Source organism: Pontibaca salina, from assembly GCF_016307205.1.
Classification (GTDB): Bacteria; Pseudomonadota; Alphaproteobacteria; order Rhodobacterales; family Rhodobacteraceae; genus Pontibaca; species Pontibaca salina.
The window spans coordinates 157,139-178,854 of record NZ_JAEIJD010000003.1 but is presented as its reverse complement, the minus strand read 5'-3'; the positions used below and the strand labels follow the sequence as shown (position 1 = coordinate 178,854).

Annotated in this window: 23 protein-coding genes; 7 read left to right on the top strand and 16 right to left on the bottom strand. The window is 58.9% G+C overall.

Features of this window, described 5'->3' with window-relative positions; genetic code table 11:
- Positions 1-72: 72 nt before the first annotated feature.
- From mutS to JAO82_RS05835, 4 genes are all read right to left on the bottom strand, one after another.
- A complete protein-coding gene (mutS, locus tag JAO82_RS05850; protein WP_198685550.1) occupies positions 73-2,685 on the bottom strand; it encodes a DNA mismatch repair protein MutS in 2,613 nt (870 codons plus the stop codon).
- A 180-nt stretch (positions 2,686-2,865) separates the two neighbouring features.
- Complete coding sequence (gene msrA, locus JAO82_RS05845; protein WP_198685425.1) at positions 2,866-3,525, bottom strand: peptide-methionine (S)-S-oxide reductase MsrA; 660 nt, start codon at positions 3,523-3,525, stop codon at positions 2,866-2,868.
- A 98-nt stretch (positions 3,526-3,623) separates the two neighbouring features.
- Positions 3,624-4,049 (bottom strand): DUF1810 domain-containing protein, encoded by a 426-nt coding sequence (locus JAO82_RS05840; protein ID WP_198685424.1) that lies wholly within the window; start codon positions 4,047-4,049, stop codon positions 3,624-3,626.
- Positions 4,049-5,272: an argininosuccinate synthase gene (locus JAO82_RS05835; RefSeq protein ID WP_198685423.1), complete on the bottom strand. Its 1,224-nt coding sequence runs from the start codon at positions 5,270-5,272 to the stop codon at positions 4,049-4,051. Before JAO82_RS05835 ends, JAO82_RS05840 begins: the two co-directional genes overlap by 1 nt.
- 106 nt (positions 5,273-5,378) lie before the next feature.
- On the opposite strand from JAO82_RS05835, the gene ilvA reads away from it, so the two are divergent.
- On the top strand, positions 5,379-6,605 hold the full coding sequence (gene ilvA / locus JAO82_RS05830; RefSeq protein ID WP_198685422.1) for a threonine ammonia-lyase IlvA: 1,227 nt from the start codon (positions 5,379-5,381) through the stop codon (positions 6,603-6,605).
- Between the two features lie 31 nt (positions 6,606-6,636).
- On the opposite strand, the gene JAO82_RS05825 is transcribed toward ilvA, so the two are convergent.
- The 3 genes from JAO82_RS05825 to JAO82_RS05815 form a co-directional block, all read right to left on the bottom strand.
- Positions 6,637-7,521 (bottom strand): bifunctional 5,10-methylenetetrahydrofolate dehydrogenase/5,10-methenyltetrahydrofolate cyclohydrolase, encoded by an 885-nt coding sequence (locus tag JAO82_RS05825; protein WP_198685421.1) that lies wholly within the window; start codon positions 7,519-7,521, stop codon positions 6,637-6,639.
- Positions 7,522-7,529: 8 nt separating this feature from the next.
- Complete coding sequence (gene folD, locus JAO82_RS05820) at positions 7,530-8,420, bottom strand: bifunctional methylenetetrahydrofolate dehydrogenase/methenyltetrahydrofolate cyclohydrolase FolD (RefSeq protein WP_198685420.1); 891 nt, start codon at positions 8,418-8,420, stop codon at positions 7,530-7,532.
- 98 nt (positions 8,421-8,518) lie between these two features.
- Positions 8,519-10,195 (bottom strand): formate--tetrahydrofolate ligase, encoded by a 1,677-nt coding sequence (locus JAO82_RS05815; protein ID WP_198685419.1) that lies wholly within the window; start codon positions 10,193-10,195, stop codon positions 8,519-8,521.
- 639 nt (positions 10,196-10,834) lie between these two features.
- Here JAO82_RS05815 and JAO82_RS05810 point away from each other — a divergent pair.
- From JAO82_RS05810 to JAO82_RS05790, 5 genes are read left to right on the top strand one after another with little or no spacing between them, the layout of a single operon-like run.
- Positions 10,835-11,458 (top strand): transglycosylase SLT domain-containing protein, encoded by a 624-nt coding sequence (locus JAO82_RS05810; RefSeq protein WP_198685418.1) that lies wholly within the window; start codon positions 10,835-10,837, stop codon positions 11,456-11,458.
- Between the two features lie 12 nt (positions 11,459-11,470).
- Positions 11,471-13,555, top strand: coding sequence for a flagellar biosynthesis protein FlhA (flhA, locus tag JAO82_RS05805; RefSeq protein WP_198685417.1), 2,085 nt, complete (start codon positions 11,471-11,473; stop codon positions 13,553-13,555).
- Entirely contained in the window at positions 13,552-14,325 is a 774-nt protein-coding gene (locus tag JAO82_RS05800) for a flagellar biosynthetic protein FliR (protein WP_198685416.1), read from the top strand. Before flhA ends, JAO82_RS05800 begins: the two co-directional genes overlap by 4 nt.
- Positions 14,322-15,413 (top strand): flagellar type III secretion system protein FlhB, encoded by a 1,092-nt coding sequence (gene flhB / locus JAO82_RS05795; protein WP_198685415.1) that lies wholly within the window; start codon positions 14,322-14,324, stop codon positions 15,411-15,413. The genes JAO82_RS05800 and flhB overlap by 4 nt, the downstream gene beginning before the upstream one ends.
- A complete protein-coding gene (locus JAO82_RS05790; RefSeq protein ID WP_198685414.1) occupies positions 15,410-15,781 on the top strand; it encodes a hypothetical protein in 372 nt (123 codons plus the stop codon). The genes flhB and JAO82_RS05790 overlap by 4 nt, the downstream gene beginning before the upstream one ends.
- Here the strand turns inward: JAO82_RS05790 and JAO82_RS05785 are convergent.
- The 9 genes from JAO82_RS05785 to JAO82_RS05745 are packed head-to-tail and all read right to left on the bottom strand — an operon-like array spanning position 15,769 to position 20,283.
- Positions 15,769-16,236 carry a flagellar basal body-associated protein FliL gene (locus JAO82_RS05785; protein WP_198685413.1) on the bottom strand — a complete coding sequence of 156 codons (468 nt, stop codon included), beginning with the start codon at positions 16,234-16,236 and terminating at the stop codon, positions 15,769-15,771. The two genes, JAO82_RS05790 and JAO82_RS05785, sit on opposite strands and share 13 nt — an antisense overlap.
- Before the next feature lie 9 nt (positions 16,237-16,245).
- Entirely contained in the window at positions 16,246-16,986 is a 741-nt protein-coding gene (flgH, locus tag JAO82_RS05780) for a flagellar basal body L-ring protein FlgH (RefSeq protein ID WP_198685412.1), read from the bottom strand.
- Positions 16,986-17,402: a flagellar basal body P-ring formation chaperone FlgA gene (flgA, locus tag JAO82_RS05775; protein WP_198685411.1), complete on the bottom strand. Its 417-nt coding sequence runs from the start codon at positions 17,400-17,402 to the stop codon at positions 16,986-16,988. Before flgA ends, flgH begins: the two co-directional genes overlap by 1 nt.
- Positions 17,402-18,187, bottom strand: a complete 786-nt coding sequence (gene flgG / locus JAO82_RS05770) for a flagellar basal-body rod protein FlgG (RefSeq protein WP_198685410.1) — start codon at positions 18,185-18,187, stop codon at positions 17,402-17,404. The genes flgA and flgG overlap by 1 nt, the downstream gene beginning before the upstream one ends.
- Before the next feature lie 22 nt (positions 18,188-18,209).
- Positions 18,210-18,923, bottom strand: coding sequence for a flagellar hook-basal body complex protein (locus tag JAO82_RS05765; RefSeq protein WP_198685409.1), 714 nt, complete (start codon positions 18,921-18,923; stop codon positions 18,210-18,212).
- Positions 18,923-19,195 carry a flagellar biosynthetic protein FliQ gene (locus JAO82_RS05760; RefSeq protein ID WP_198685408.1) on the bottom strand — a complete coding sequence of 91 codons (273 nt, stop codon included), beginning with the start codon at positions 19,193-19,195 and terminating at the stop codon, positions 18,923-18,925. Before JAO82_RS05760 ends, JAO82_RS05765 begins: the two co-directional genes overlap by 1 nt.
- Position 19,196: 1 nt before the next feature.
- Positions 19,197-19,478, bottom strand: coding sequence for a flagellar hook-basal body complex protein FliE (gene fliE / locus JAO82_RS05755; protein ID WP_198685407.1), 282 nt, complete (start codon positions 19,476-19,478; stop codon positions 19,197-19,199).
- A gap of 22 nt (positions 19,479-19,500) precedes the next feature.
- The gene (gene flgC, locus JAO82_RS05750; protein WP_198685406.1) at positions 19,501-19,893 is read right to left on the bottom strand and encodes a flagellar basal body rod protein FlgC; all 393 of its coding nucleotides are present in this window, start codon (positions 19,891-19,893) and stop codon (positions 19,501-19,503) included.
- 15 nt (positions 19,894-19,908) lie between these two features.
- Positions 19,909-20,283, bottom strand: a complete 375-nt coding sequence (locus JAO82_RS05745) for a FlgB family protein (RefSeq protein ID WP_198685405.1) — start codon at positions 20,281-20,283, stop codon at positions 19,909-19,911.
- Between the two features lie 89 nt (positions 20,284-20,372).
- Between JAO82_RS05745 and JAO82_RS05740 the strand changes: the two genes are divergently transcribed.
- Positions 20,373-21,710, top strand: a complete 1,338-nt coding sequence (locus tag JAO82_RS05740; protein ID WP_198685404.1) for a FliI/YscN family ATPase — start codon at positions 20,373-20,375, stop codon at positions 21,708-21,710.
- Positions 21,711-21,716 lie beyond the last annotated feature (6 nt).

Sequence of the window (21,716 nt, the reverse complement as noted above, 5' to 3'; positions counted from 1 at the left end):
CACCGGTTTGCGATCCGACAGCGTTTGGCTGACACCAGCGGGCGCGCAAAAGAGGCTAAAAATCGGGCCGGGTCAGGCCTTGGCCGCTGCCTTGAGTTGATAGACCAGATCCAGCGCCTCGCGCGGGCTCAGTTCGTCAGGGTGTATCTGTTCTAGCATAGCGGTCAGCGGCGACGCTTTAACAGGCGGCGGGGGCGGCGCGACCGAGAACAGCGGCAAATCGTCGATCATCGCCTTTTGCGCCGGGCCGCCTTCGCGCTCACCCTGTTCCAGCGCCTCAAGCACGACACGCGCGCGTTCAACCACGGATGCGGGCAGCCCGGCCAATTGCGCAACCTGCACCCCATAGGATCGGTCAGCGGCACCTTTGCGCACCTCGTGCAGGAAAATCACCTCGCCTTGCCATTCCTTGACAGCGACCGTGGCGTTGTCCACGCCCTCAAGTTTTCCCGCCAGTGCGGTCAACTCGTGATAATGGGTGGCAAACAGCGCGCGGCTGCGGTTGGTTTCGTGCAGATGTTCCAGCGTCGCCCAAGCGATTGAGAGACCGTCATAGGTGGCCGTGCCGCGACCGATTTCATCAAGGATCACCAGTGCGCGGTCATCGGCCTGATTGAGGATCGCCGCAGTTTCGACCATTTCGACCATGAAAGTCGAACGCCCGCGCGCCAGATCGTCGGAGGCGCCAACACGGCTGAATAATTGGCTGATCACGCCGATATGGGCGGATTCTGCGGGCACGTGGCTGCCCATTTGCGCCAATACGGCGATCAGCGCGTTCTGGCGCAGAAAGGTCGATTTTCCGGCCATGTTCGGCCCGGTCAGCAGCCAGATTGCCGCGCCGCTATCGGCAGAGAGATCACAATCATTGGCGATGAAGGGCGCGCCACTTTGTTGCCGCAGGCTGTGTTCCACAACCGGATGACGCCCGCCGGTAATGGCAAAGGCGCGGCTGTCATCAACCTGTGGGCGGCACCAGTTTTCGGCCAAGGCCAGATCGGCCAGCGCGGTGGTCAGGTCAATTTCAGCCAGCGCGCGGGCGGCCTGACTGATCTGCGCAGCACAGTCTAGTACGGCGGCTTTCAGCCGCTCATAAAGCCGCTTTTCGATCTCAAGCGCGCGATTGCCCGCGTTCAGAATTCGGGTTTCCAGCTCGCTGAGTTCGACAGTTGTGAACCGCACCTGATTGGCGGTGGTCTGACGGTGGATGAAGGTTTCGCTGAGGGGGGGCGACTGCATTTTCTGGGCATGGGTCGCCGTGGTCTCGATGAAATAGCCCAGCACGTTGTTATGCCTGATTTTCAGCGACGCAATACCAGTCTGTTCGATATACTGCTGTTGCAACCCGGCAATAACCGAACGCCCTTCGTCGCGTAGGGTGCGGGAGTCATCAAGCTCTGCGTCATAGCCTTGCGCAATGAAGCCGCCATCGCGCGCCAGCAGCGGTGGCTCGGCCACCAAGGCAGAGTCAAGCAGCGTTGAGAGATCGTCAAACCCAGTCAGCCCGCGCATTGCTTCGGCCAGAAGATCGGGCAGTTTTTCTGCTGCGCTGATTTCGACGATATTGGTGCCCTGTTCCAGACCGTTACGGATCGCGGCTAGATCGCGCGGGCCGCCCCGGTCAAGTGACAGCCGCGACAGCGCACGGTCCAGGTCTGGGGTCTTGCGCAGAATCTCGCGCAGGTCAGTGGCAAAGCGGCTGTGCTCCACGGCGAAATCGACGCTGGCCAGCCGCGCGTGAATGACATCCAAAGCGCGCGACGGGCTGGATAGGCGTTGCTCTAATAAACGCGCGCCGCCGGGTGTCAGGGTGCGATCAATCACCGCCAGAAGTGATCCGGCCCGCGCGCCGGTCAGCGAGCGCGTCAATTCCAGATTGCGCCGCGTGGCAACGTCGATTTGCACGACGCGGTTCACGGCCTCGCGCTGGGGTGTGCGTAAAAGCGGGAGCTTCCCGCGCTGGGTGATTTCCAGATAATCGATCAGCGCGCCCATGGCCGAAACTTCGGCCCGACCGAAATTGCCGAAAGCATCCAGAGTAGTCACCGAAAACAGCGCGCAAAGCCGCTTTTCCGCTGCGGTACTGTCAAAACTGGAACGCGCCAAGGGGGTGACCGGAATACCCAGATCAGATGCCGTTTCAGAGACTTCCGCTTCGTCCCGGTCGATGACGATCAGTTCGGAGGGGGCCAGCCGCGCCAGTTCGGGCCCCAGCCGCAGGCGGGTCAGCGGCATCACATGAAAAGCGCCGGTCGAAATATCGGCCCATGCCAAGGCATGTTCGTCGCGAACCGTACAGAACGCTGCCAGGAAATTATGCCGCCGTGCCTCAAGCAGCGCGTCTTCGGTCAGGGTTCCGGGAGTCACGAGACGTACGACCTCGCGTCTGACCACCGCTTTCGAGCCGCGTTTGCGGGCCTCGGCGGGGCTTTCCATCTGCTCGCACACGGCGACGCGGAATCCCTTGCGGATCAGGGTCAGGAAATAGCCCTCGGCGGAATGGTGGGGGACTCCGCACATAGGGATATCGGCCCCGTTATATTTTCCGCGTTTTGTCAGGGCAATATCCAGAGCCTGCGCCGCGGCAACCGCGTCGTCAAAAAACATCTCGTAGAAATCGCCCATGCGGTAAAATAACAGGGCGTCGGCGTGATCTGCCTTGATTTCAAGATATTGCGCCATCATCGGCGTCACGTTCGTCACAAATACCCCCGGTCCTAATCAAGCGCGACCTTACAAATACGCACCCTTGGGCGAAAGGCGAAACTGTGGCGAGTCTGCCGCTGTGGAAGCGTGAGCTGATTGATAAACAGCCACCCGTGGCAGGGGTCTGCGCGGGGCAGCGAATTGTCCTGAAAAGTGTGGTCAACCGCCGGCGAAGGGGGCCGCGTCACCCCATAACTCCCGCAGCCGCTGATCGCGTCTGCAGGCATTACGATAGGCTTTATAGGCTTCGGATTGGCGCTTTGGCCCGAAACGGGTCAGGATCAGGCGATTGCCCTTGTAATAATCCTGATGATAATCTTCGGCACGGTAGAACGGTTTTCCTACGATGATCGGTGTGACGATCTTTTGCCCCAAATCGCTTTCGGCCTGTTCTTTCGCCGCTTGAGCCAACGACTTTTCCTGCGGGGTCGCAACGAAAATTGCCGTTCGATAGCTTTCGCCCCGGTCGCAAAATTGTCCACCTGCATCGGTGCCATCAACGGACCGCAAGAACAGCCAGAGCAAGGTCTCGCGCGATATGACGGACGGATCAAAGACGATCTGCACAGCCTCGTAATGGCCGGTGCCACCGGCAGTCACCTGTTTATAGGTTGGATTGGCGGCGGTGCCACCAGTATAGCCCGAAACAACCTCGGATACGCCTTTGACCTTTTCGAAATCGGCCTCGACACACCAGAAACAGCCGCCGGCAACTGTCAATATCCCGGTTTCGGCCAAGGCCGCTGTGCCCGGAAGCATCTGGGTAACCGCGATGCCCATGGCCAGTAGCGCGGGTTTGAATCTATCGGTGAAAGACATCAGCGCTTCCCTTCCAAAGGAAAGGTGCGCTGCAATTTCACGTGGCGCAAGCCAATGTCATTTGATGTCACGTGCAGGTGAGCGGAAGTGACCGGCCGTCAGACCTTGATGAGCTTGATCGTCTTGGGGCAGGGGGTGCCATCAAAAAACCGATCCAGCACCGATTGAAAAACATCCGGTGCCCCCGGCACCGCAGCGAACAGGGTCATGCACGAACAGAGCTTTGCGGCATCGACCCGTCCGAAAATCTGCCGGGCGGATTTGTCGGGGTGGCCAAGGGTCAGCGCAGCGGCTTCGACAAGGCGGGCCTGCAATGTAGGATTGGCCAGATAGGCACGGGCTTCACTCAGGTCGTGGAGACCATAAAGCTGCGATATGTCCGACTGCCCCAGTTCTGCAAGCTGAGGAAACACAAACCACATCCAATGGGTTGTCTTTTCCCCGGCCCGCAGTTCTTTTAGGACATTCGGCCAGACCGTATCTTGCGCCTCGATGAAGAGGTCAGGGTCGGTTTCTTCATCCATCAGCGCAGTCGGCGGTTGCGCATCGCAAGCAGCCGCAACCGCAGTGCGTTCAGCTTGATGAATCCGGCGGCGTCCTTCTGGTCATAGGCACCTTCGTCGTCTTCGAACGTTACGTGTTCTTCGGAATACAGCGAATAATCCGACCACCGCCCAACAGTCCGCGCAAGGCCCTTGTAAAGCTTCACCCGCACCGTTCCGGTTACATGTTCCTGGCTTTTGTCGATCAACGCCTGCAGCATTTCGCGTTCGGGGCTGTACCAGAATCCGTTATAAATCAGTTCGGCATATTGCGGCATCAGCTGATCCTTGAGGTGCGCCGCACCGCTGTCCAGCGTGATCTGTTCGATCCCGCGATGCGCCTCAAGCAGGATAGCCCCACCCGGGGTTTCATAAATTCCGCGCGATTTCATGCCGACAAAGCGCCCCTCGACCAGATCCAGCCGGCCAATGCCGTGCTTGCCGCCGTATTCGTTCAGCTTTGTCAGGATGGTTGCCGGGCTCATCGCCTCGCCATTGATGCTGACGGCATCGCCCCGCTCAAAGCCGATTTCGATGAATTCAGGCTGCTCTGGCGCGTCTTCGGGGTTGGTCGTGCGCTGATAGACATAATCCGGCGCGTCGATGGCGGGATCTTCCAGAACCTTGCCTTCGGACGACGTGTGCAACAGGTTGGCATCCACCGAGAACGGGGCCTCGCCGCGCTTGTCTTTCGCGATCGGAATCTGATTCTTTTCGGCAAATTCCAGCAGTCGCGTGCGGCTGGTCAGATCCCATTCGCGCCACGGTGCAATCACCTGAATATCTGGGTTCAGTGCATAGGCCGCCAGTTCAAAGCGGACCTGATCATTGCCCTTGCCGGTGGCCCCGTGAGAGACTGCATCGGCGCCGGTTTTCTCGGCAATCTCGATCAGGTGTTTGGAAATCAAGGGCCGGGCGATTGACGATCCGAGCAGGTACAGGCCTTCGTAAACCGCGTTGGCGCGGAACATCGGGAACACGAAATCGCGGACGAATTCCTCGCGCAGATCTTTGATGAAGATATTCTCGGGCTTGATGCCAAGAAGTTCCGCCTTTTGGCGCGCTGGTTCCAGTTCTTCGCCCTGGCCCAGATCGGCGGTGAAAGTCACCACCTCGCACCCGTATTCGGTCTGCAACCATTTAAGGATGATCGAGGTATCCAGCCCGCCGGAATAGGCAAGGACGACTTTTTTGGGTGCGGACATCGCAAACGCTCCTTGTGCGTGGGTCGGGTGCGAACTAGCGGGTTTTGCGGACCGGGGCAAGCAAGCTGCGCTTGCGCCGGGCGTCAAGCTGCGGCAGAGAGGGAAAATGAGCGATTTTCACGATAACGTCCGCGCGGCGGAAACAGCAATGCGCGCGGTTTTCCCCGCGACACCCCTGCAACGCAACGCACATCTGTCGGCGCGGTTCGATGCGGATATCTGGTTGAAGCGCGAAGACCTTGGGCCGGTGCGTTCTTACAAGTTGCGCGGCGCCCTGAATGCAATGCGCAAACAGCCCAAGCAGAAACTGTTTGTCTGTGCGAGTGCGGGGAATCACGCCCAAGGCGTGGCATTCATGTGTCGGCATTTTGGGGTGAGGGGCGTGATATTCATGCCGGTCACCACGCCGCAGCAGAAGATCCACAAGACTCGAACATTTGGTGGCGAACATATCGAGATCCACCTTGTCGGTGACTATTTTGATCACACCCTCCAAGCCGCCCAAACATGGTGTGCCGAGAACGACGGCTATTTTCTTGCGCCCTTTGACGACAATGATGTGATCGAGGGGCAGGCGACCCTTGCGTTAGAGATCGAAGCCGAATTGGGGAGCGCGCCCGATATGGTGGTCTTACCCGTGGGTGGCGGCGGCATGTCTTCGGGTGTCGCAACATGGTTTGCAGGACGGGCGCACCCGATATTCGTTGAACCGTGCGGCGGTGCCTGTCTGCACGCGGCGCTTGAGGCGGGGCATCCGGTGATGCTGGATCATGTCAACACGTTCGTGGACGGGGCCGCTGTGGGAAAGATCGGTGCGCGGCCATTCGAGTTGTTGCGGGATGTGCCGCTGGAAGATGCGCTGGTTCTGTCCGAAGACCGGATTTGTACCACCATCATCGAGATGCTGAATATCGAAGGTATCGTACTGGAGCCTGCGGGCGCATTATCGATCGAGGCCTTGGGTGATCTGCGCGAGCGGATCCGGGGCAAACGTGTGGTCTGCGTTACGTCAGGCGGCAACTTTGACTTCGAGCGCTTGCCCGAGGTAAAGGAACGCGCGCTGCGCTATGAGGGCGTCAAGAAATACTTCATCCTGCGCATGCCGCAACGGCCTGGCGCATTGAAGGAATTTCTAAAGATCCTTGGCCCGAATGACGATATCGCGCGTTTCGAATATCTCAAGAAATCGGCGCGAAATTTCGGGTCGGTGTTGATCGGTATCGAGACCGTCAAGCCTGAAAACTTCGTGCGCCTGTTCGCCGATCTGGATGCGGCGGGTTTCACCTATACCGACATCACCAACGACGAGACGCTTGCGCAGTTTGTGATTTGAGTGCCGGATCGAAGACGATCCGGCAAGCACTTTAGTCCAGCCAGCCAGCAGCTTTTTGGCGTTGATGGGCGACCGTTGCATTGCGCATGAGGATCGCAACCGTGACCGGACCGACGCCGCCGGGAACCGGTGTCACCCATCCGGCGACCTCCAGAACCGCATCGGTATCGACATCCCCGACAATCTTGGTCTTGCCGCTGTCCGAGGTGATCTGGTTGATTCCGATGTCGATCACAGCCGCACCGGGCTTGATCATGTCGGGGCCGATCAGATTCGGTTTGCCCACGGCCACAACGACCACATCGGCACGGCGCGAATGCATCGCCAGCGACCGGGTCATGTGGTGACAGACCGTCACCGTCGCGCCTTCGGCCATGAGAAGAAAAGCGGCTGGCTTACCGACGATCTCGGAGTGGCCGATCATCACCACCTCAAGACCCTCAAGATCCAGACCGGTTTCCTTAATCATCTCGACCGACGCCGCCGCCGTACAAGGGGCGAGGGCGACATCAGAATAGACGATATTACCGATCGAAGACGGGTTCATGCCTTCGACATCCTTCAGCGGATGGATCGCAGATTGCAGCGAGCGGACATTGATATGGTCGGGCACCGGCCGTTGCAGAATAATCCCAAGCACGTTGGGATCATCATTCATCTCCAGGATCAGTTGTTTACATTCGTCCTGGCTGACCTCATCGCCCCAAAGCTGCTGGTCAAAGCGAAGGCCCGCGGCAAGTGCGCCGCGAGCCTGGTTTCGGACATAGACGCCGACCTCGGGGTTTTCGCCAATGCTGATCGACACCAGCCGTCCGATCTGCTCCGAGCCTCCGGCGGCGTCGACATAGGCCCTGGCCTCGCTCAGGATGCGATCGCGAACGGCGGAGCCTTTGAGCAAACGATGATCGTGCGTCATTTCATCCCTCACGCAGTCAAGCCTTCGGGCTCGTCCAGCCCATTGGCGCGGCAGCAAGCGGTAAGCGTATTGGCCAACAGACAGGCGATGGTCATCGGTCCGACGCCGCCCGGCACCGGTGTGATGGCACCAGCCACCTCGGCGCAGCTTTCGTAATCGGCATCGCCGACCAGTTTTTTCTTGCCGTCACGTTCGATCCGGTTGATGCCGACGTCGATGACCGTTGCACCGGGTTTGATCCAGTCGCCTTGCACCATCTCCGGGCGGCCCACCGCCGCTACGACGATATCGGCGCCGCGCACGACTTCGGGCAGATCCTTGGTACGGCTATGCGCAATGGTCACGGTGCAGCTGTCGCCCAGCAGCAGTTGTGCCATTGGTTTGCCGACAATGTTCGAGCGACCAACCACGACGGCATTCATCCCCGAGATTGAACCGTGATGATCACGCAGCATCATCAGACAGCCCAGCGGCGTGCAAGGCACCATGCTTTTCTGACCGGTGCCCAGCAGGCCCACGTTCGAGATATGAAACCCGTCCACATCCTTGGCCGGATCCAGAGAATTGATCACCAGATCCTCGTCCAGATGGTCGGGCAGGGGCAGCTGCACGAGAATGCCGTGAATTTCGGGATCGTTGTTCAGCTGGTCGATCAGGGCCAGCAACTCGGCTTCGGATGTGTCGGCGGCCAGCTTGTGCTCGACCGATTTCATGCCGACCTCAACGGTCATCTTACCCTTGGAGCGGACATAGACCTCGGAGGCTGGGTCTTCGCCCACCAGCACGACCGCCAGACCCGGCGTGATATTGTGGTCATCTTTCAACCGCTTCACATGTTCCGCAACCTGTTCGCGCACCTTTGCCGCAAACGCTTTGCCGTCAATTACTGTCGCCGCCATTTCGTGCCGCTCCTGCTTTGAATTGCTGAATATATCGTTCGCCCCGAGGCGAAAAAAGGACGCGGAGGTTTTCCCCCGCGCCCTTTAATTGGTCTAACTTAGAACAGGCCCTCAACGTCACCGTCGGCGTTGAGCTTGATGTTCTCGGCCGAAGGAACACGCGGCAGACCCGGCATGGTCATGATCTCACCGCAGATCACCACCACGAACCCGGCACCGGCGCTCAGGCGTACCTCACGAACGGGAACGCTGAACCCGGTTGGCGCGCCGCGGCGCTCGGGATCGGTGGTAAAGCTGTACTGGGTTTTCGCCATGCAGATCGGCAGGTTGCCATAGCCTTGCGCTTCCCAGTCCTTGAGCTGGTTGCGGATCTTCTGATCGGCCAGAACACCATCTGCGCGGTAGATGCGCTTGGCGATGCTTTCGATCTTTTCGAACAGCGGCATCTCGTCGGGATAGAGCGGTGCGAAATTGGCGTGATCGTTATCCGCGATCTCGGCCACACGCGTTGCCAGTTCAGCCGACCCTTCCGAGCCCAGCTCCCAATGGCGCGACAGGATCGCTTCCGAGCCCTGCTCGGCGGCGTAATCCTTGATCGCCTGCACTTCGGCATCGGTGTCAGTGACGAAATGGTTGATCGCCACAACCACGGGAACGCCAAAGGATTTAACGTTCTCGATATGACGCCCGAGGTTGGCGCAGCCCTTTTTGACCGCTTCGACATTTTCGGTACCAAGATCGGCCTTGGCAACGCCACCGTTCATCTTCATCGCGCGAACCGTGGCGACGACAACGACGACCGACGGATGCAGACCGGCCTTGCGGCACTTGATGTTCAAGAACTTCTCAGCGCCAAGGTCCGCACCAAAGCCAGCTTCGGTGACCACGTAATCGGCCAGTTTCAGCGCTGTCGTGGTCGAAATGACCGAGTTACAGCCATGGGCGATGTTGGCGAACGGTCCGCCATGCACAAAGGCCGGGTTGTTTTCCAGCGTTTGCACCAGGTTGGGCTGCATCGCATCTTTAAGCAGCACGGTCATGGCGCCATCGGCCTTGATGTCACGAGCATAAACCGGCGTGCGGTCGCGGCGATAAGCCACGATCATGTCGCCCAGACGTTTCTGCAGGTCTTCGAGGTCGGTCGCCAAGCACAGGATCGCCATGACTTCGGAGGCCACGGTGATGTCGAACCCGGATTCGCGCGGGAACCCGTTGGACACACCGCCAAGGCTGGTGGTGATCTGGCGCAGGGCGCGGTCGTTCATGTCCAGAACCCGGCGCCAGGACACCCGGCGCATGTCAATGGCCAGTTCGTTGCCCCAGTAAATGTGGTTGTCGATCATCGCGCTCAGCAGGTTGTGCGCGCTGGTGATCGCATGGAAGTCGCCGGTGAAATGCAGGTTCATTTCTTCCATTGGCACGACTTGTGCATAGCCACCCCCGGCAGCGCCGCCTTTCATGCCGAAGTTCGGCCCGAGCGATGCCTCGCGGATGCAAACAGCTGCGTTCTTGCCAATACGGTTCAGCCCGTCGCCCAGCCCCACCGTGGTGGTGGTCTTGCCTTCGCCTGCGGGTGTCGGGTTGATCGCGGTCACAAGGATCAGCTTGCCGTTTTCGTTCTTCTGAATCTCGTCGATGAACCGCTGGCTCACCTTCGCCTTATCGTGGCCATAGGGCAGAAGGTCATCGCTCGAGATGCCGAGCTTTTCGCCGATTTCTTGAATCGGGCGCTTGCTCGCTTCGCGTGCAATTTGAATGTCGGTCTTGAAGGCCATCTGCTGTTGCTCCTGGTCTGATTTACTGTGTCGTGAATGATTATCGACCCGCCAGTATCCGATCTGGCGGCATTTCGCCACATGTTGTGGTGAATTTTAACGGGGGGAGGAATGAGAAAAGAGGCAAATGTGCAGCCACCAGCCAGGCGATATTACCTGTCTCGGCCACGTTTCCAGACGCACTCTCTCGTGTGAATGCCATTTGGCGCAACTCCCTATTATTCCCATTGTTTAACTTATATTCCCTTGGGTCAACACGTCTTTGGCAAGAAATTCTTTGGGTTGATTTTGGAGAGGCGCCGTAAGCGCTTTCGAGCTAATGGCTTGCCATGCATAGCAAATTTAATAAAAACTATCTTGTAAAGCCCATGGAACTTGCCCCCGGAAATGTGTGGCTGAAGCCATCTGCCACGCATTGTTCGACAGAAGTTGCGATTATCCGACGGTGATAATCAATTTTAAACGGCGGTTGTCCATCGTGAGTACGAGAGAATCACCATTTGGACAGGCAGAATGCCCAATACGCCTAGTGCTCAACAAAATATTCTGGGGAGAGTCCGGGCGAAAATCGGCGGTGTGGCCGCAGTGCTCCTGTTGCTGGCGCCTGCGAATCCGGTTGTCGGCGCTCCCCGCGCAACTATGACAGCGGCGCTTTGCGATCGCGCCGCAAGCACGGCAGCGCGTGAGCACGGCATTCCTCTCAACGTACTACAGGCGATCTCCCGCGTGGAAACCGGAAGATTACAGCAGGGCGTGCTGCAACCATGGCCATGGGCTGTCAACATGGAGGGCGAGGGGCGATGGTTCGAAAATGCGGATGCCGCCCGTGCCTATGTGTTCAAGCACTTCAAGGCCGGCGCACGTAGTTTTGACGTGGGCTGCTTCCAGATCAACTATCTCTGGCATGGCGATGCATTCCGGTCGATCGACGCGATGTTTGATCCGCTCCTGAATGCCAGATATGCGGCAAAGTTCCTCAAAGAACTCTATCAAGAGTTCGACGACTGGCCGGCTGCGGCAGGGGCCTACCATTCACGCACCCCGCGCTATGCTCGCTCCTATACGGCACGCTTCAGCACGGTTCGCGATGCGCTCGCGCTGCGGCACGATCAGCACGATCCGCCGTCAAACATGCTGGTTTCGGATATTGTGAACCCGCCGTTCATCGGACGCGGCAGTGGCGCGATGGGATCGCTGGTTCCTATCGGCCCGAACCCTCTCACCGAGGCACCGGTCCGCCCCGCCTTTGTGGCACTGAATTAGCGAGCGAACCGGATGCGCTTAATCTCGATCCAAAACCTCTTTAATCCCACGGTTCTGCTGGCGTTGGCCTTGATGGCGGTCATCGTCATGATGATCCTGCCGATGCCTGCCTGGGTTCTCGATGCGGGCCTGGTGGTCTCCTTCGGCCTCGCGATCCTGATTTTTACCGTTACGCTTTTTATCGAACGTCCGTTGGATTTTTCAGCCTTTCCGACGATCCTGCTCGCTTCGCTGATGCTGCGCCTGTCGCTTAACGTGTCGTCGACGAAATTGATTATCGGCCAAGGGCATACTGGGCCGGGGGCAGCGGGCGACGTTATTCTGGGGTTTTCCCAGTTCATCATGGGCGGCAGCGTTTTTCTGGGGCTGGTGGTGTTTGGCGTGCTTTTGATCGTGAACTTCATGGTCATTACCAAAGGTGCCGCACGTATGGCCGAGGTCGGTGCGCGTTTCGCGCTGGACGGGATGCCCGGTAAGCAGCTGGCAATTGACAGCGACATGTCCGCCGGGGCCATCGACCATGCGCAAGCCAAGGAGCGCCGTGAAACCGAACAACAGGAAACCACCTTTTTCGGATCGCTCGACGGAGCGTCGAAATTCGTCAAAGGCGACGCGGTTGCCGGTCTGCTGATCACCCTGCTGAATCTGGTGATGGGTCTGGTGATGGGCATTGTCGTGCACAGCATGCCGGTTGGCGCAGCCTTCGAGACCTATGCCATCCTGACAGTGGGCGACGGGTTGGTTACGCAGATCCCGGCAGTGATCATCTCGATCGCGTCCGCATTACTGTTGGCCCGCGGTGGAACCAAGGGGGCGACCGATCTTGCGCTGTTTGATCAGCTTGGCAAATATCCCGCTGCGATTGCGACGGTCGCTGTGCTGATGGCGCTTTTCGCGCTGGTTCCGGGTTTGCCCTTTGTGCCTTTCATTATGGGCGGGGCCGTTTTGGGCTATGCCGCTTATGCCATGAAGACAGGTAGGGATCGGCAGGGGCAAGAACAGGATTCCAACGCGGCCGCATCGGTCGAGCCGGGCAAGATGATGGGTGATATTCTCGATCTGGACGACGTGCACGTGGAATTTGCACCCGATCTGGTGAACATGGTGCTGGATCCCGGCACCGGGCTGGACGTTCGGATCGCCAATATGCGCACCCATGTGGCGACGGTTTACGGTCTGGTCCTTCCCGACATACGCTTGACCGATCAGCCCAGCCTTGCGGTCGGCACCTATGTGATCCGCATTCAGGGGGTCGAGCAGGTCCGTGGTGAGTTGCACCCTGATATGGTGCTCGCACTGCTTCCGGATGGTTCGGATAACCTCCCGACCGGGACTGATGTTAAGGAACCCGTTTATGGTGCGCCCGCGCGCTGGATGTTACCCGGCGAACAGGACACCGCCGCATTGTCGGGCGCGACCATCGTGACGCCGCCTGAAATTCTTGCCACCCATCTTCTAGAGATCATCAAGCAGAACTTCGCCCGCCTCCTGACACTTAAGTCGCTGCGCCGCCTGCTGACCGAGATGACCCGCCTCTCCGACCCGGAACGCGCCGAAGAAAATCGCAAATTGCTGGATGATCTGATCCCCGACAAGGTTCCGATCGATACATTGCACGCAGTTCTGCGCTTGCTGCTCGACGAGCGCGTCTCGATACGAAACCTGCCGCTGATCCTCGAATCCATCGCCGAGGCGCGGCTGGGACCAAGCCAGCCAGAAGCGATCTGTGAACATGTGCGCCAGCGCTTGGGGTTCCAGATCATCACCGAGTTGAAGCGCCCCGATGGAACCATCCCACTGATCCAGCTTGCCCCGGAATGGGAGGAGACCTTTGCCACCTATCAAGTCGACGCTGCGTCGGGGGGAATGGATGTGGCGTTGCCCCCCGACCTGTTCAATCAACTTTCCGACCGCTTATCCGAGCGAGTGAATGAGATCGCGGAAACAGGGGTGTTTCCCGCGCTCGTCACCTCGACAACCCGCCGCCGTTTCCTGCGCACGATCATGCGCGCGCGCGGCATTCCCAACCCGGTTCTTTCCTTCGAGGAAGTCGGGATTGAGGCGCGCCCAGCATTGCTGGGCACGGTGGCGGCATGATCACTTTGCCGCCCGATTTGCAGGCGCTTCTGTCGCGCGAGCTTTGGCACGCGATTATTGTCTTCCTTCGAGTTTCGGCGCTGGTTTCACTACTGCCTGCGTTTGGCGAGCGTTCGGTTCCGATCCGCGTCAAGCTGGGGGTCGCTGTCGCTTTCACCATGATTGTCGCGCCAGCCGTGAGTCTGGATGTACATCTCGAACATCCGCTGACATTCGCGCGGTTCGCGCTCACCGAAACGCTTGTCGGACTTGCGCTTGGAATCGGCGTTCGGCTTTTCGTTCTGGCGCTGCAAACCGCCGGATCGATCGCGGCGCAATCGACGTCACTGTCGCAAATTCTGGGCGGCGCCGGTGCCGAGCCGATCCCGGCAATGGGCTACGCCTTGACGATTGGCGGTCTGGCGCTGGCGGTCATCTTCGGGTTGCATGTCCATGCCGCCCGGCTGCTGATCGTTTCCTACCAGATTTTTCCGGTGGGCTATGCGCCATCCGCGGGTGATCTCTCGGCTTGGGGTGTCGCCCGCATCGCGCACGCGTTTTCGCTGGCTTTCATGCTTGCGACACCGTTCGTCATTGCATCGGTAATCTATAATCTCACGCTGGGCGTCATCAATCGCGCAATGCCGCAACTGATGGTGGCCTTTATTGGTGCGCCGGTCATCACAATGGGCGGGCTGTTTCTGCTATGTCTCAGCGCGCCCTTGATGTTGTCGATCTGGGTCGAGGCGCTGATCGGGTTCATGCAGGCGCCACTGGTTCCTCCGAAATGAGCAGCGCTTCCGACGAAGACAGTGAAAAGAGCCACGAGGCGACTCCGCAAAAGCTACAAAAAGCCCGAAAAAAAGGCGAGATCGCGAAATCCACCGATGTTTCTGTGGCCGCCGGCTATGCCGGATTGCTCCTCACGGTGATGGTTTTCGGCGCCGGATCGATCGAGCGTTTCGGATCGGCCATGATGGTCATGCTTGATCAGCCCGACCAGCTTGCGACGCTGTTTTTTGATGGCGGGGCGCGGGCTCCGGCGGGCGGGTTGATGCAGGCGGTTGCGGCGCCGCTTGCGCCGTGGTTCGTTATCCCGGCGGCGGCGGTTATGGTGTCGATCCTGGCTCAGCGGGCTTTTGTTTTCGCACCTAGCAAAATTACGCCAAAGCTGGCGCGCATTTCGATCTTGTCGAACGCGAAAAACAAATTCGGCCGGTCGGGTTTTTTCCAATTCTCGAAAAGCTTTGCGAAACTCGTCCTCTATTCAGTATGTCTAGGCTTATTCTTGCAGGCGCGCCTGCATGACATGGTCGGCGCTGCGTCATCTGGTTCCCTGGCCGGCATTGCCCTGATGGCCCGCCTTTGTATCGAGTTCATGTTTCTGGTCGTGGTGATCTCAACCGCCATCGCAGGCTTGGATATGGCCTGGCAATATCATGAACATCTGCGCAAGAATCGCATGTCTCGCAAAGAGATCATGGACGAGGCAAAAGAAGCCGAAGGCGATCCGCATATGAAGCAGCAGCGTCGCCAGCGTGGGCAGGAGATCGCGATGAAACAGATGATGGCCCATGTTCCCGGTGCGGATGTGGTGATCGTCAATCCGACGCATTACGCAGTTGCGCTGAAATGGAGCCGGATGCGCGGCACCGCCCCGGTTTGTGTCGCCAAAGGACGGGACGAGATCGCATCAACCATTCGAGAAACCGCCATGGCTGCAGGTGTACCGATACATAGCGATCCGCCCACGGCTCGAGCGATTCATGCAACAGTAGCCTTGGGTCAGGAAATCACCGAAGACCATTATCGCGCGGTTGCCGCCGCAATCAGGTTTGCCGAACGAATGCGCATGCGCGCCCGGGCGGGTCTGAGATGACCACCCGAAAGATAGCGCAGTTGGTCGATGTGACCGAGGCAGTCTATATGGCTGAATATCAAAAGATTCAGCCCATTCTGACCCGCGAAGCGACGCTGCGCAGCCGTCTTGCACAATTGCAGGGCCAACGCAATTCTGCCGGCAATCAGCAGATGCGGGCAGTCGGGGCCGACCTTGTTTGGCAGGCATGGCGGGAGCGGTCCATGCAGGAACTCGATATGGAGCTGGCACAGGTCGTGGCGCGCAAGTTGGAACTGTTGGAACGAGTTCGCAAGGCCTTCGGTCGTAAGGAGGCCGTGCGACAGCTTGCTCAAAAAGGCGCGGCAGACCAAACGAAACGCCGCGCAACACGTGATCAGGGGTCCTGACGCGCGATATCCACAATCAGCACGTTATGGATATCTTTGCCTAACTCACGCTGTGCGGCGTCGCGCAGTGCCACGCGCAACGGTGCAAGCCGAACCTCCTGCGTGAACGGCCCATTGAAACCACCCATATTCGCATGATCGAACAGGACCCGCAGAAAGCTGTCGCGCAACTTGGGTTCACGCTCATAAACTCGCTGGCGCTGACCCCGCGTTATCTCAAGGCTTAGTGACAGAATAACGAGCGCGGTGATCCGGTCGCGGGAAACAACAGGGATGACGAATTGATTGTTCATCTTGATATAATCGTGGTCGCCTGATTGCGCATCGGCAGGCTCGTGCCAACTGAACGTTGTTGTTTCTTCGTGTTCCTGTGGCGGCATCAGGTATAGCGCCGCACCGCCGCCAGTACCGATCGCCAGCGGGACAAGAAGAATCGGGAGGAGTCTTGCCAGCATATCTATCCCTTAGAACGGCAAAACAGCATCGAGTATCTGCTGGCCATAGCGGGGCTGCTGGACGTCGGTAATCTGACCGCGACCTCCATAGGATACACGCGCCGACGCAATCTTGTCGTAGGTGATCTCATTTTGGCGCGAGATATCCTCGGGACGTACGAATCCTGATACCAGAAGTTCGCGCAGCTCGAAATTTACCCGCAACTCTTGCGAGCCAGAAATCGCCAGAACGCCGTTGGGCAGGACATCGACAATGGTGGCTGCGACGCGAAGCGTCAGTTTTTCCTTGCGTTTCACCGACCCTTTGCCACCTGATGCGCTGCTGGAATCGATGCCCACGGCATTGGCCATCGCCGCATCTGCGGGCAGCTTTTCATCAATTCTTTGTGGCACGCCGAATAAGTGCGGGACGCCCAGATTCTCCGATCCCGAGCGGGAACGCGCGGTGTCGTTGGAAATCTCGGCCTTTTCGTCGATCTCGATCACGACGGTGAGGATGTCGCCCTTGGCCATTGCCCGGCGATCTCCCAGAAGCGACCGGCGCCCGCCGCTCCAGAGGGAAGACCGATCGATATTGCGCTGGGGCTGCACGTGCGTTGGCAAACCCGGCCAAAGCATCGCCGAATGTTCCTGACTTTCGGTGTTGGGGCTAAAGCTGGGGGCTTTGCCAATATGATCCGCGCGCCCGCAGGCCGTGATCAGGGCGAGTAAAGTCAGAGTAGCCCCGCGAACAAATTTACGAACGTACATTACTGGACCTCGATTGAGCCATCGGTCTGAATTGTGCCGGTAATAGTGGTGCGCGATGACAGATTCATTGCCCGGACCATGTCCCCCGCAGCGCCCCGCCCCAATGCGCGCCCCTCGGTAACGATGTGAAGCCCGCCCCGAATATAGACCAGCGTTGTAATCTCGTTGCGTTCGACCAGCGTAGCTGGCGCAATGTCTCCCTTGTGGATGGCGCGCCCGGGATAAAGCGCAACGCGGGCTTCTTGGCCAATTAACGTCCGCGGGTCGGCCACCGCGCCGGGCAGATTCTCGGGCTTCAGAATCAAGTCATCTGCAGAGATGATTTCCTTGGCGCGGATGGTTCTGACCGGTACGACAATATCCGCGCAGGCACCGGATGCGGCACCGATCAGCAGCGCTGTGAATACAGGTTTCATCACCGCACCTGAGTCGTAGCGGCCATCATCTGATCGGCGGCCGAAACTACTTTGGCGTTCATTTCATAGCCCCGCTGCGCCTCGATCAGCTCGGTCACCTCGCGCACCGCATCGACCGAGCTACTTTCAAGATAACCTTGCCGCAGCGTTCCCAGCCCATCCTCGCCCGGTGACGATACCAGGGCAGGCCCGGATGCTTCGGTTTCGGCAAACAGGTTGCTGCCCAGAGCTTCGAGACCTTTGGCATTGGTGAAACCGGACAGGGTGAACTGGCCCAGCAGTTCCGCTTCTGCGCTGTCGTCGAAATAGGCGAACACTTCGCCCGCACCGTTGATGGAAATGCTGCGGGCATCGTCGGGAATGACGATTTCCGGGGCCACCGCAAAGCCGTCCGACGTAACAATCATCCCCTCGGCAGATCGCTTGAGACTGCCGTCACGGGTATAGGCGGGCTGCCCTGATGGCAGCGTCACCTCAAGATAGCCGCCGCCCTCGATCGCGATATCCAGATCGCTCCCGGTTGCGGTTAATGACCCTTGCGACAGATGTACGGTGATCGCCGCAGGTCGCACACCCAGACCCAACTGCACGCCAGTGGGCAATACGGTGCCGTCGGTGGCATTTATCGTGCCGGCGCGCGACACCTGCTGATAATGCAGATCGGCGAATTCTGCGCGACGAGCATTATAGCCGGTCGTGCTCATATTGGCGAGATTGTTGGAAATTGTCTCGACGCGCATTTGCTGTGCGCTCATTCCGGTCGCGGCGATTTGAAGTGCTCGCATGGTCGCAATCCCTTTGCATGTTTTACCTGGTCAATGTCTTGATCGCGTCGCGAATGCGTTGATCTTCGGCGTCCAGTAAGCTTTGCCCGGTTTCATAGGCACGTTGGACCTCGACCATCCGTGCGAGCTGAAGGATCGGATTGACGTTGGATGACTCGAGAAAGCCCTGAACAACGGCTGCCTCTTCGGCTGGCTCGACCCCGGCGTCTGAGCGGAACATCACCCCATCTTCGCGTTGCAGCTTCAACGGCTCGAGCGGCTGGAATAGCCCGATTTGGCCCAGAAGCTGGTCGTTACTGCTCAGCGTGCCGTCGCTCGCGACACTGATGCTGCCAACATCGCCGGGAACGAAAATCGGGGCACCACCGCCATCCAGAACGCGATGCCCGCTCATCGTCACCAGATCGCCATCGGCGTTCGGCGCGAAATTCCCCGCACGGGTCAGACGTTCGCCATCAGGCGTTTCGAGCAGAAAAAAACCATTGCCCTGTATCGCGAAATCGAAGGTGCCGTTGGTTTGCGACAATATTCCTTGCTCCATCGAGATGTTCCGGGCCTGCGCCCGCGTCATCGACAGCGAAGGCTGATCAGGTTGGCCTTGCACGAACTCAGAGAAAATCAGCCCTTGCTGCCGGAATCCGGTGGTCGCCGTGTTGGCGATGTTGTTTGCGATGAGCCGCATTTCCTGCATCAGGCCGCTTTGACGAGAGAGGGTGATATACCCAGTGGCGTCCATCAGAATCCTCCTGTGATCAGTGGGATGATCTCGTTGTGAAAGAACGAAACGAGGGTCTGGGTCATGAATCCCATGGATATCCAGAACACGACGACGATGGCGGCAAGCTTGGGCACGAAGGTCAGGGTCATTTCCTGAATCGAGGTCAGCGCCTGGAACAGCCCGATGGTTAGGCCAGTGATCAGCGCAACGGTCAGAATCGGCACCGATATGATGACGGCCACCCACAGACCTTGCCGCAACGTGTCATGAAAAACCCCCTCGGCTAACATGTCAAACCGGCATCCGCAGAATTTCCTGATAGGCTTCGACCACCTTGTTGCGAACGGTGATGGCGGTTTCCACCGCCAGTTCGGTCTGCGCCAAAGCCTGCACCAACGCATGCGGGTCGGCGTCGCCTGTCATTGCGGAAACGGCTGCTTGTTCGCTGGTCTGAAGAGTCGAGGCGAAGTCTTGAAGTACGGTTTTCAGATCGCCGCCTGTTCCCGGATCGGCCTGCGTGGCGGGCCGCGCGGAGCCATAGCCCTGCAACGCCGAAATACTGCGAATATCCATTCTGGATTTCCTTCTTGCTGTTTTACTTGCGCAACAGGTCCATCAATTTGGCCGACATCTGTCGCGATTGGTCGAAGATTTTCAGATTTGCCTCATAGCTGCGCTGGGCCTCACGGGCGTCGGCGATCTCGATCATGAGGTTGACATTGGAGCCGTCGAAATGGCCGCTTTCATCGGCCATCGGATGCGACGGATCGTATATTTTGGGCAGGTCACTGCGATCCAATCGGACCGGGCCGGGTGCAATGGTGTTCGTGCGATCATCGCCGCTGCGCAGGGTTTCGAACGCTATCATCTTGCGGCGATAGCCGGGTGTATCCGCGTTCGAGATGTTTTCGGAAACATGGCGCAGCCGCGCCGATTGCGCCCGCAAGCCGCTGGCCGAAATCAATAATGCCTTGGAAAATTCGCTCATGTCTGTTTACCCCGCTCAGGTTTGGCCAAGGCTGCTGCGCAAGATCGACAGCGATGATTTGTAAATGGCCAAAGCGCGGTCGTGCTGGCGGGTGACCTCCACCGCTTTCAGCATTTCCTCTTCGATCGAAACCGTGTTGCTACCACGATGAACCGCGCCCACCGAACCTTGCGCGGCGTCCTTTGCAAATTCCGAAAAATGCGCGGGACGGGTCTGATGCATCGTGGTTGCACCGGCTTTGCCAATAAGGTCGGCAAAGGACGAAATATCGCGCGCCGCGTAGCCGGGGGTGTCAGAGTTTGCCATGTTCTGCGCGACGACCGCCTGGCGCCGCCCGGCATGGCTGGCCATGGCGTGGGCCAGTTTGAAAACCTTGAGTTCGGTAAACATCAGGAACTCTCCCTCGATCGATTTCAACCAAGGTTTAACTCCGATTCGTTTAGAAATTGTTTTCAGAACATTGATGAAGCGGTTGCACCATGAAAACGGATCTGGATTTGTTACGGCGGGCGATCGAACATGCCAGTCTGTTGCGGCCCATGGGGCGTGTGGACCGGATCAGCAGCGGGATCGTTTGTCTTTCCGGCCTTACCGAAGCTGCCCGTATCGGTGATCAGTTGATCCTGCACCGCCGGGATGCTGCGCCGCTACATGGAGAAGTGCTGCAGATTGATCGCGCTCATGTAGGCATGTTGCCAGAAACGGCGCCCGATGGTGTGGCGATCGGGGATCGTGCGGTCTTGCAGCCGCTGGCACCTTTTGCGCCCTCCGCCCATTGGATTGGACGGGTGATCGATCCTTACGGGGTGCCGCTGGATGGTCGCCCGCTTATGTGTGGCGGGGACGGCTGCAATCTGATGAACCCGCCTCCTGCTGCGGTAACAAGGCGGGCAATGGGCGCGCGAATACCGACCGGGCTGGCGGTGTTAAACACCATCCTGCCGATTGTCGAAGGCCAGCGCATCGGCCTGTTTGCCGGGTCGGGAGTGGGGAAATCGCGACTATTGGCACAGCTTGCGGGGCAGATGGATGCCGATGTCGTGGTGATTGCATTGATTGGTGAGCGGGGGCGGGAAGTGAACGATTTCGTGCAGCGCACCCTTGGGCCCGAAAAAATGAAACGGGCGGTTGTTGTTGCCGCAACCTCGGACCAGTCGGCGCTGGCGCGGCGACGCTGTGCCTGGGCGGCGATGAGCGTGGCCGAGCATTTTCGGGATACGGGCCAAAACGTATTGTTCCTGGCCGATTCGGTGACGCGTTTTGCCGAGGCACATCGGGAAATCGCTGTCGCTTCGGGTGAAAGCAGCGTGTTGCGCGGGTTTCCTGCGTCCCTCACGCCGATGATTACCTCGCTATGCGAGCGTGCCGGGCCGGGCGCGCCGGGGCAGGGCAGCATAACGGCGGTGTTCAGCGTGCTGGTGGCCGGATCGGATATGGATGAGCCCGTGGCCGATATTCTGCGCGGAGTTCTTGACGGCCATATCGTGCTGAGCCGGGAGATCGCCGAGCGGGGCCGCTTTCCTGCAATCGACGTGGGGCGATCAGTTTCGCGCAGCCTTCCAGACGCCGCCAGCACAGAGGAAAACGCCACCATCGGGGAAGTCCGCCGCCTGTTGGGTGCCTATGAACAGTCGGAAGTGATGATAAAGGCTGGACTTTACAGCGAAGGGACTGACCCCTTGCTTGACCGGGCGGTGCAACGCTGGCCCGAACTGGATGCTTTCTTCGCGCGCTCTGAGGGCGAGGGAATTTCAGACAGTTTTGATCGCCTGACCCTGCTTTTGCGGCGCGCCGCTGGCACCGTCAGACAAGGGTGACAAGGG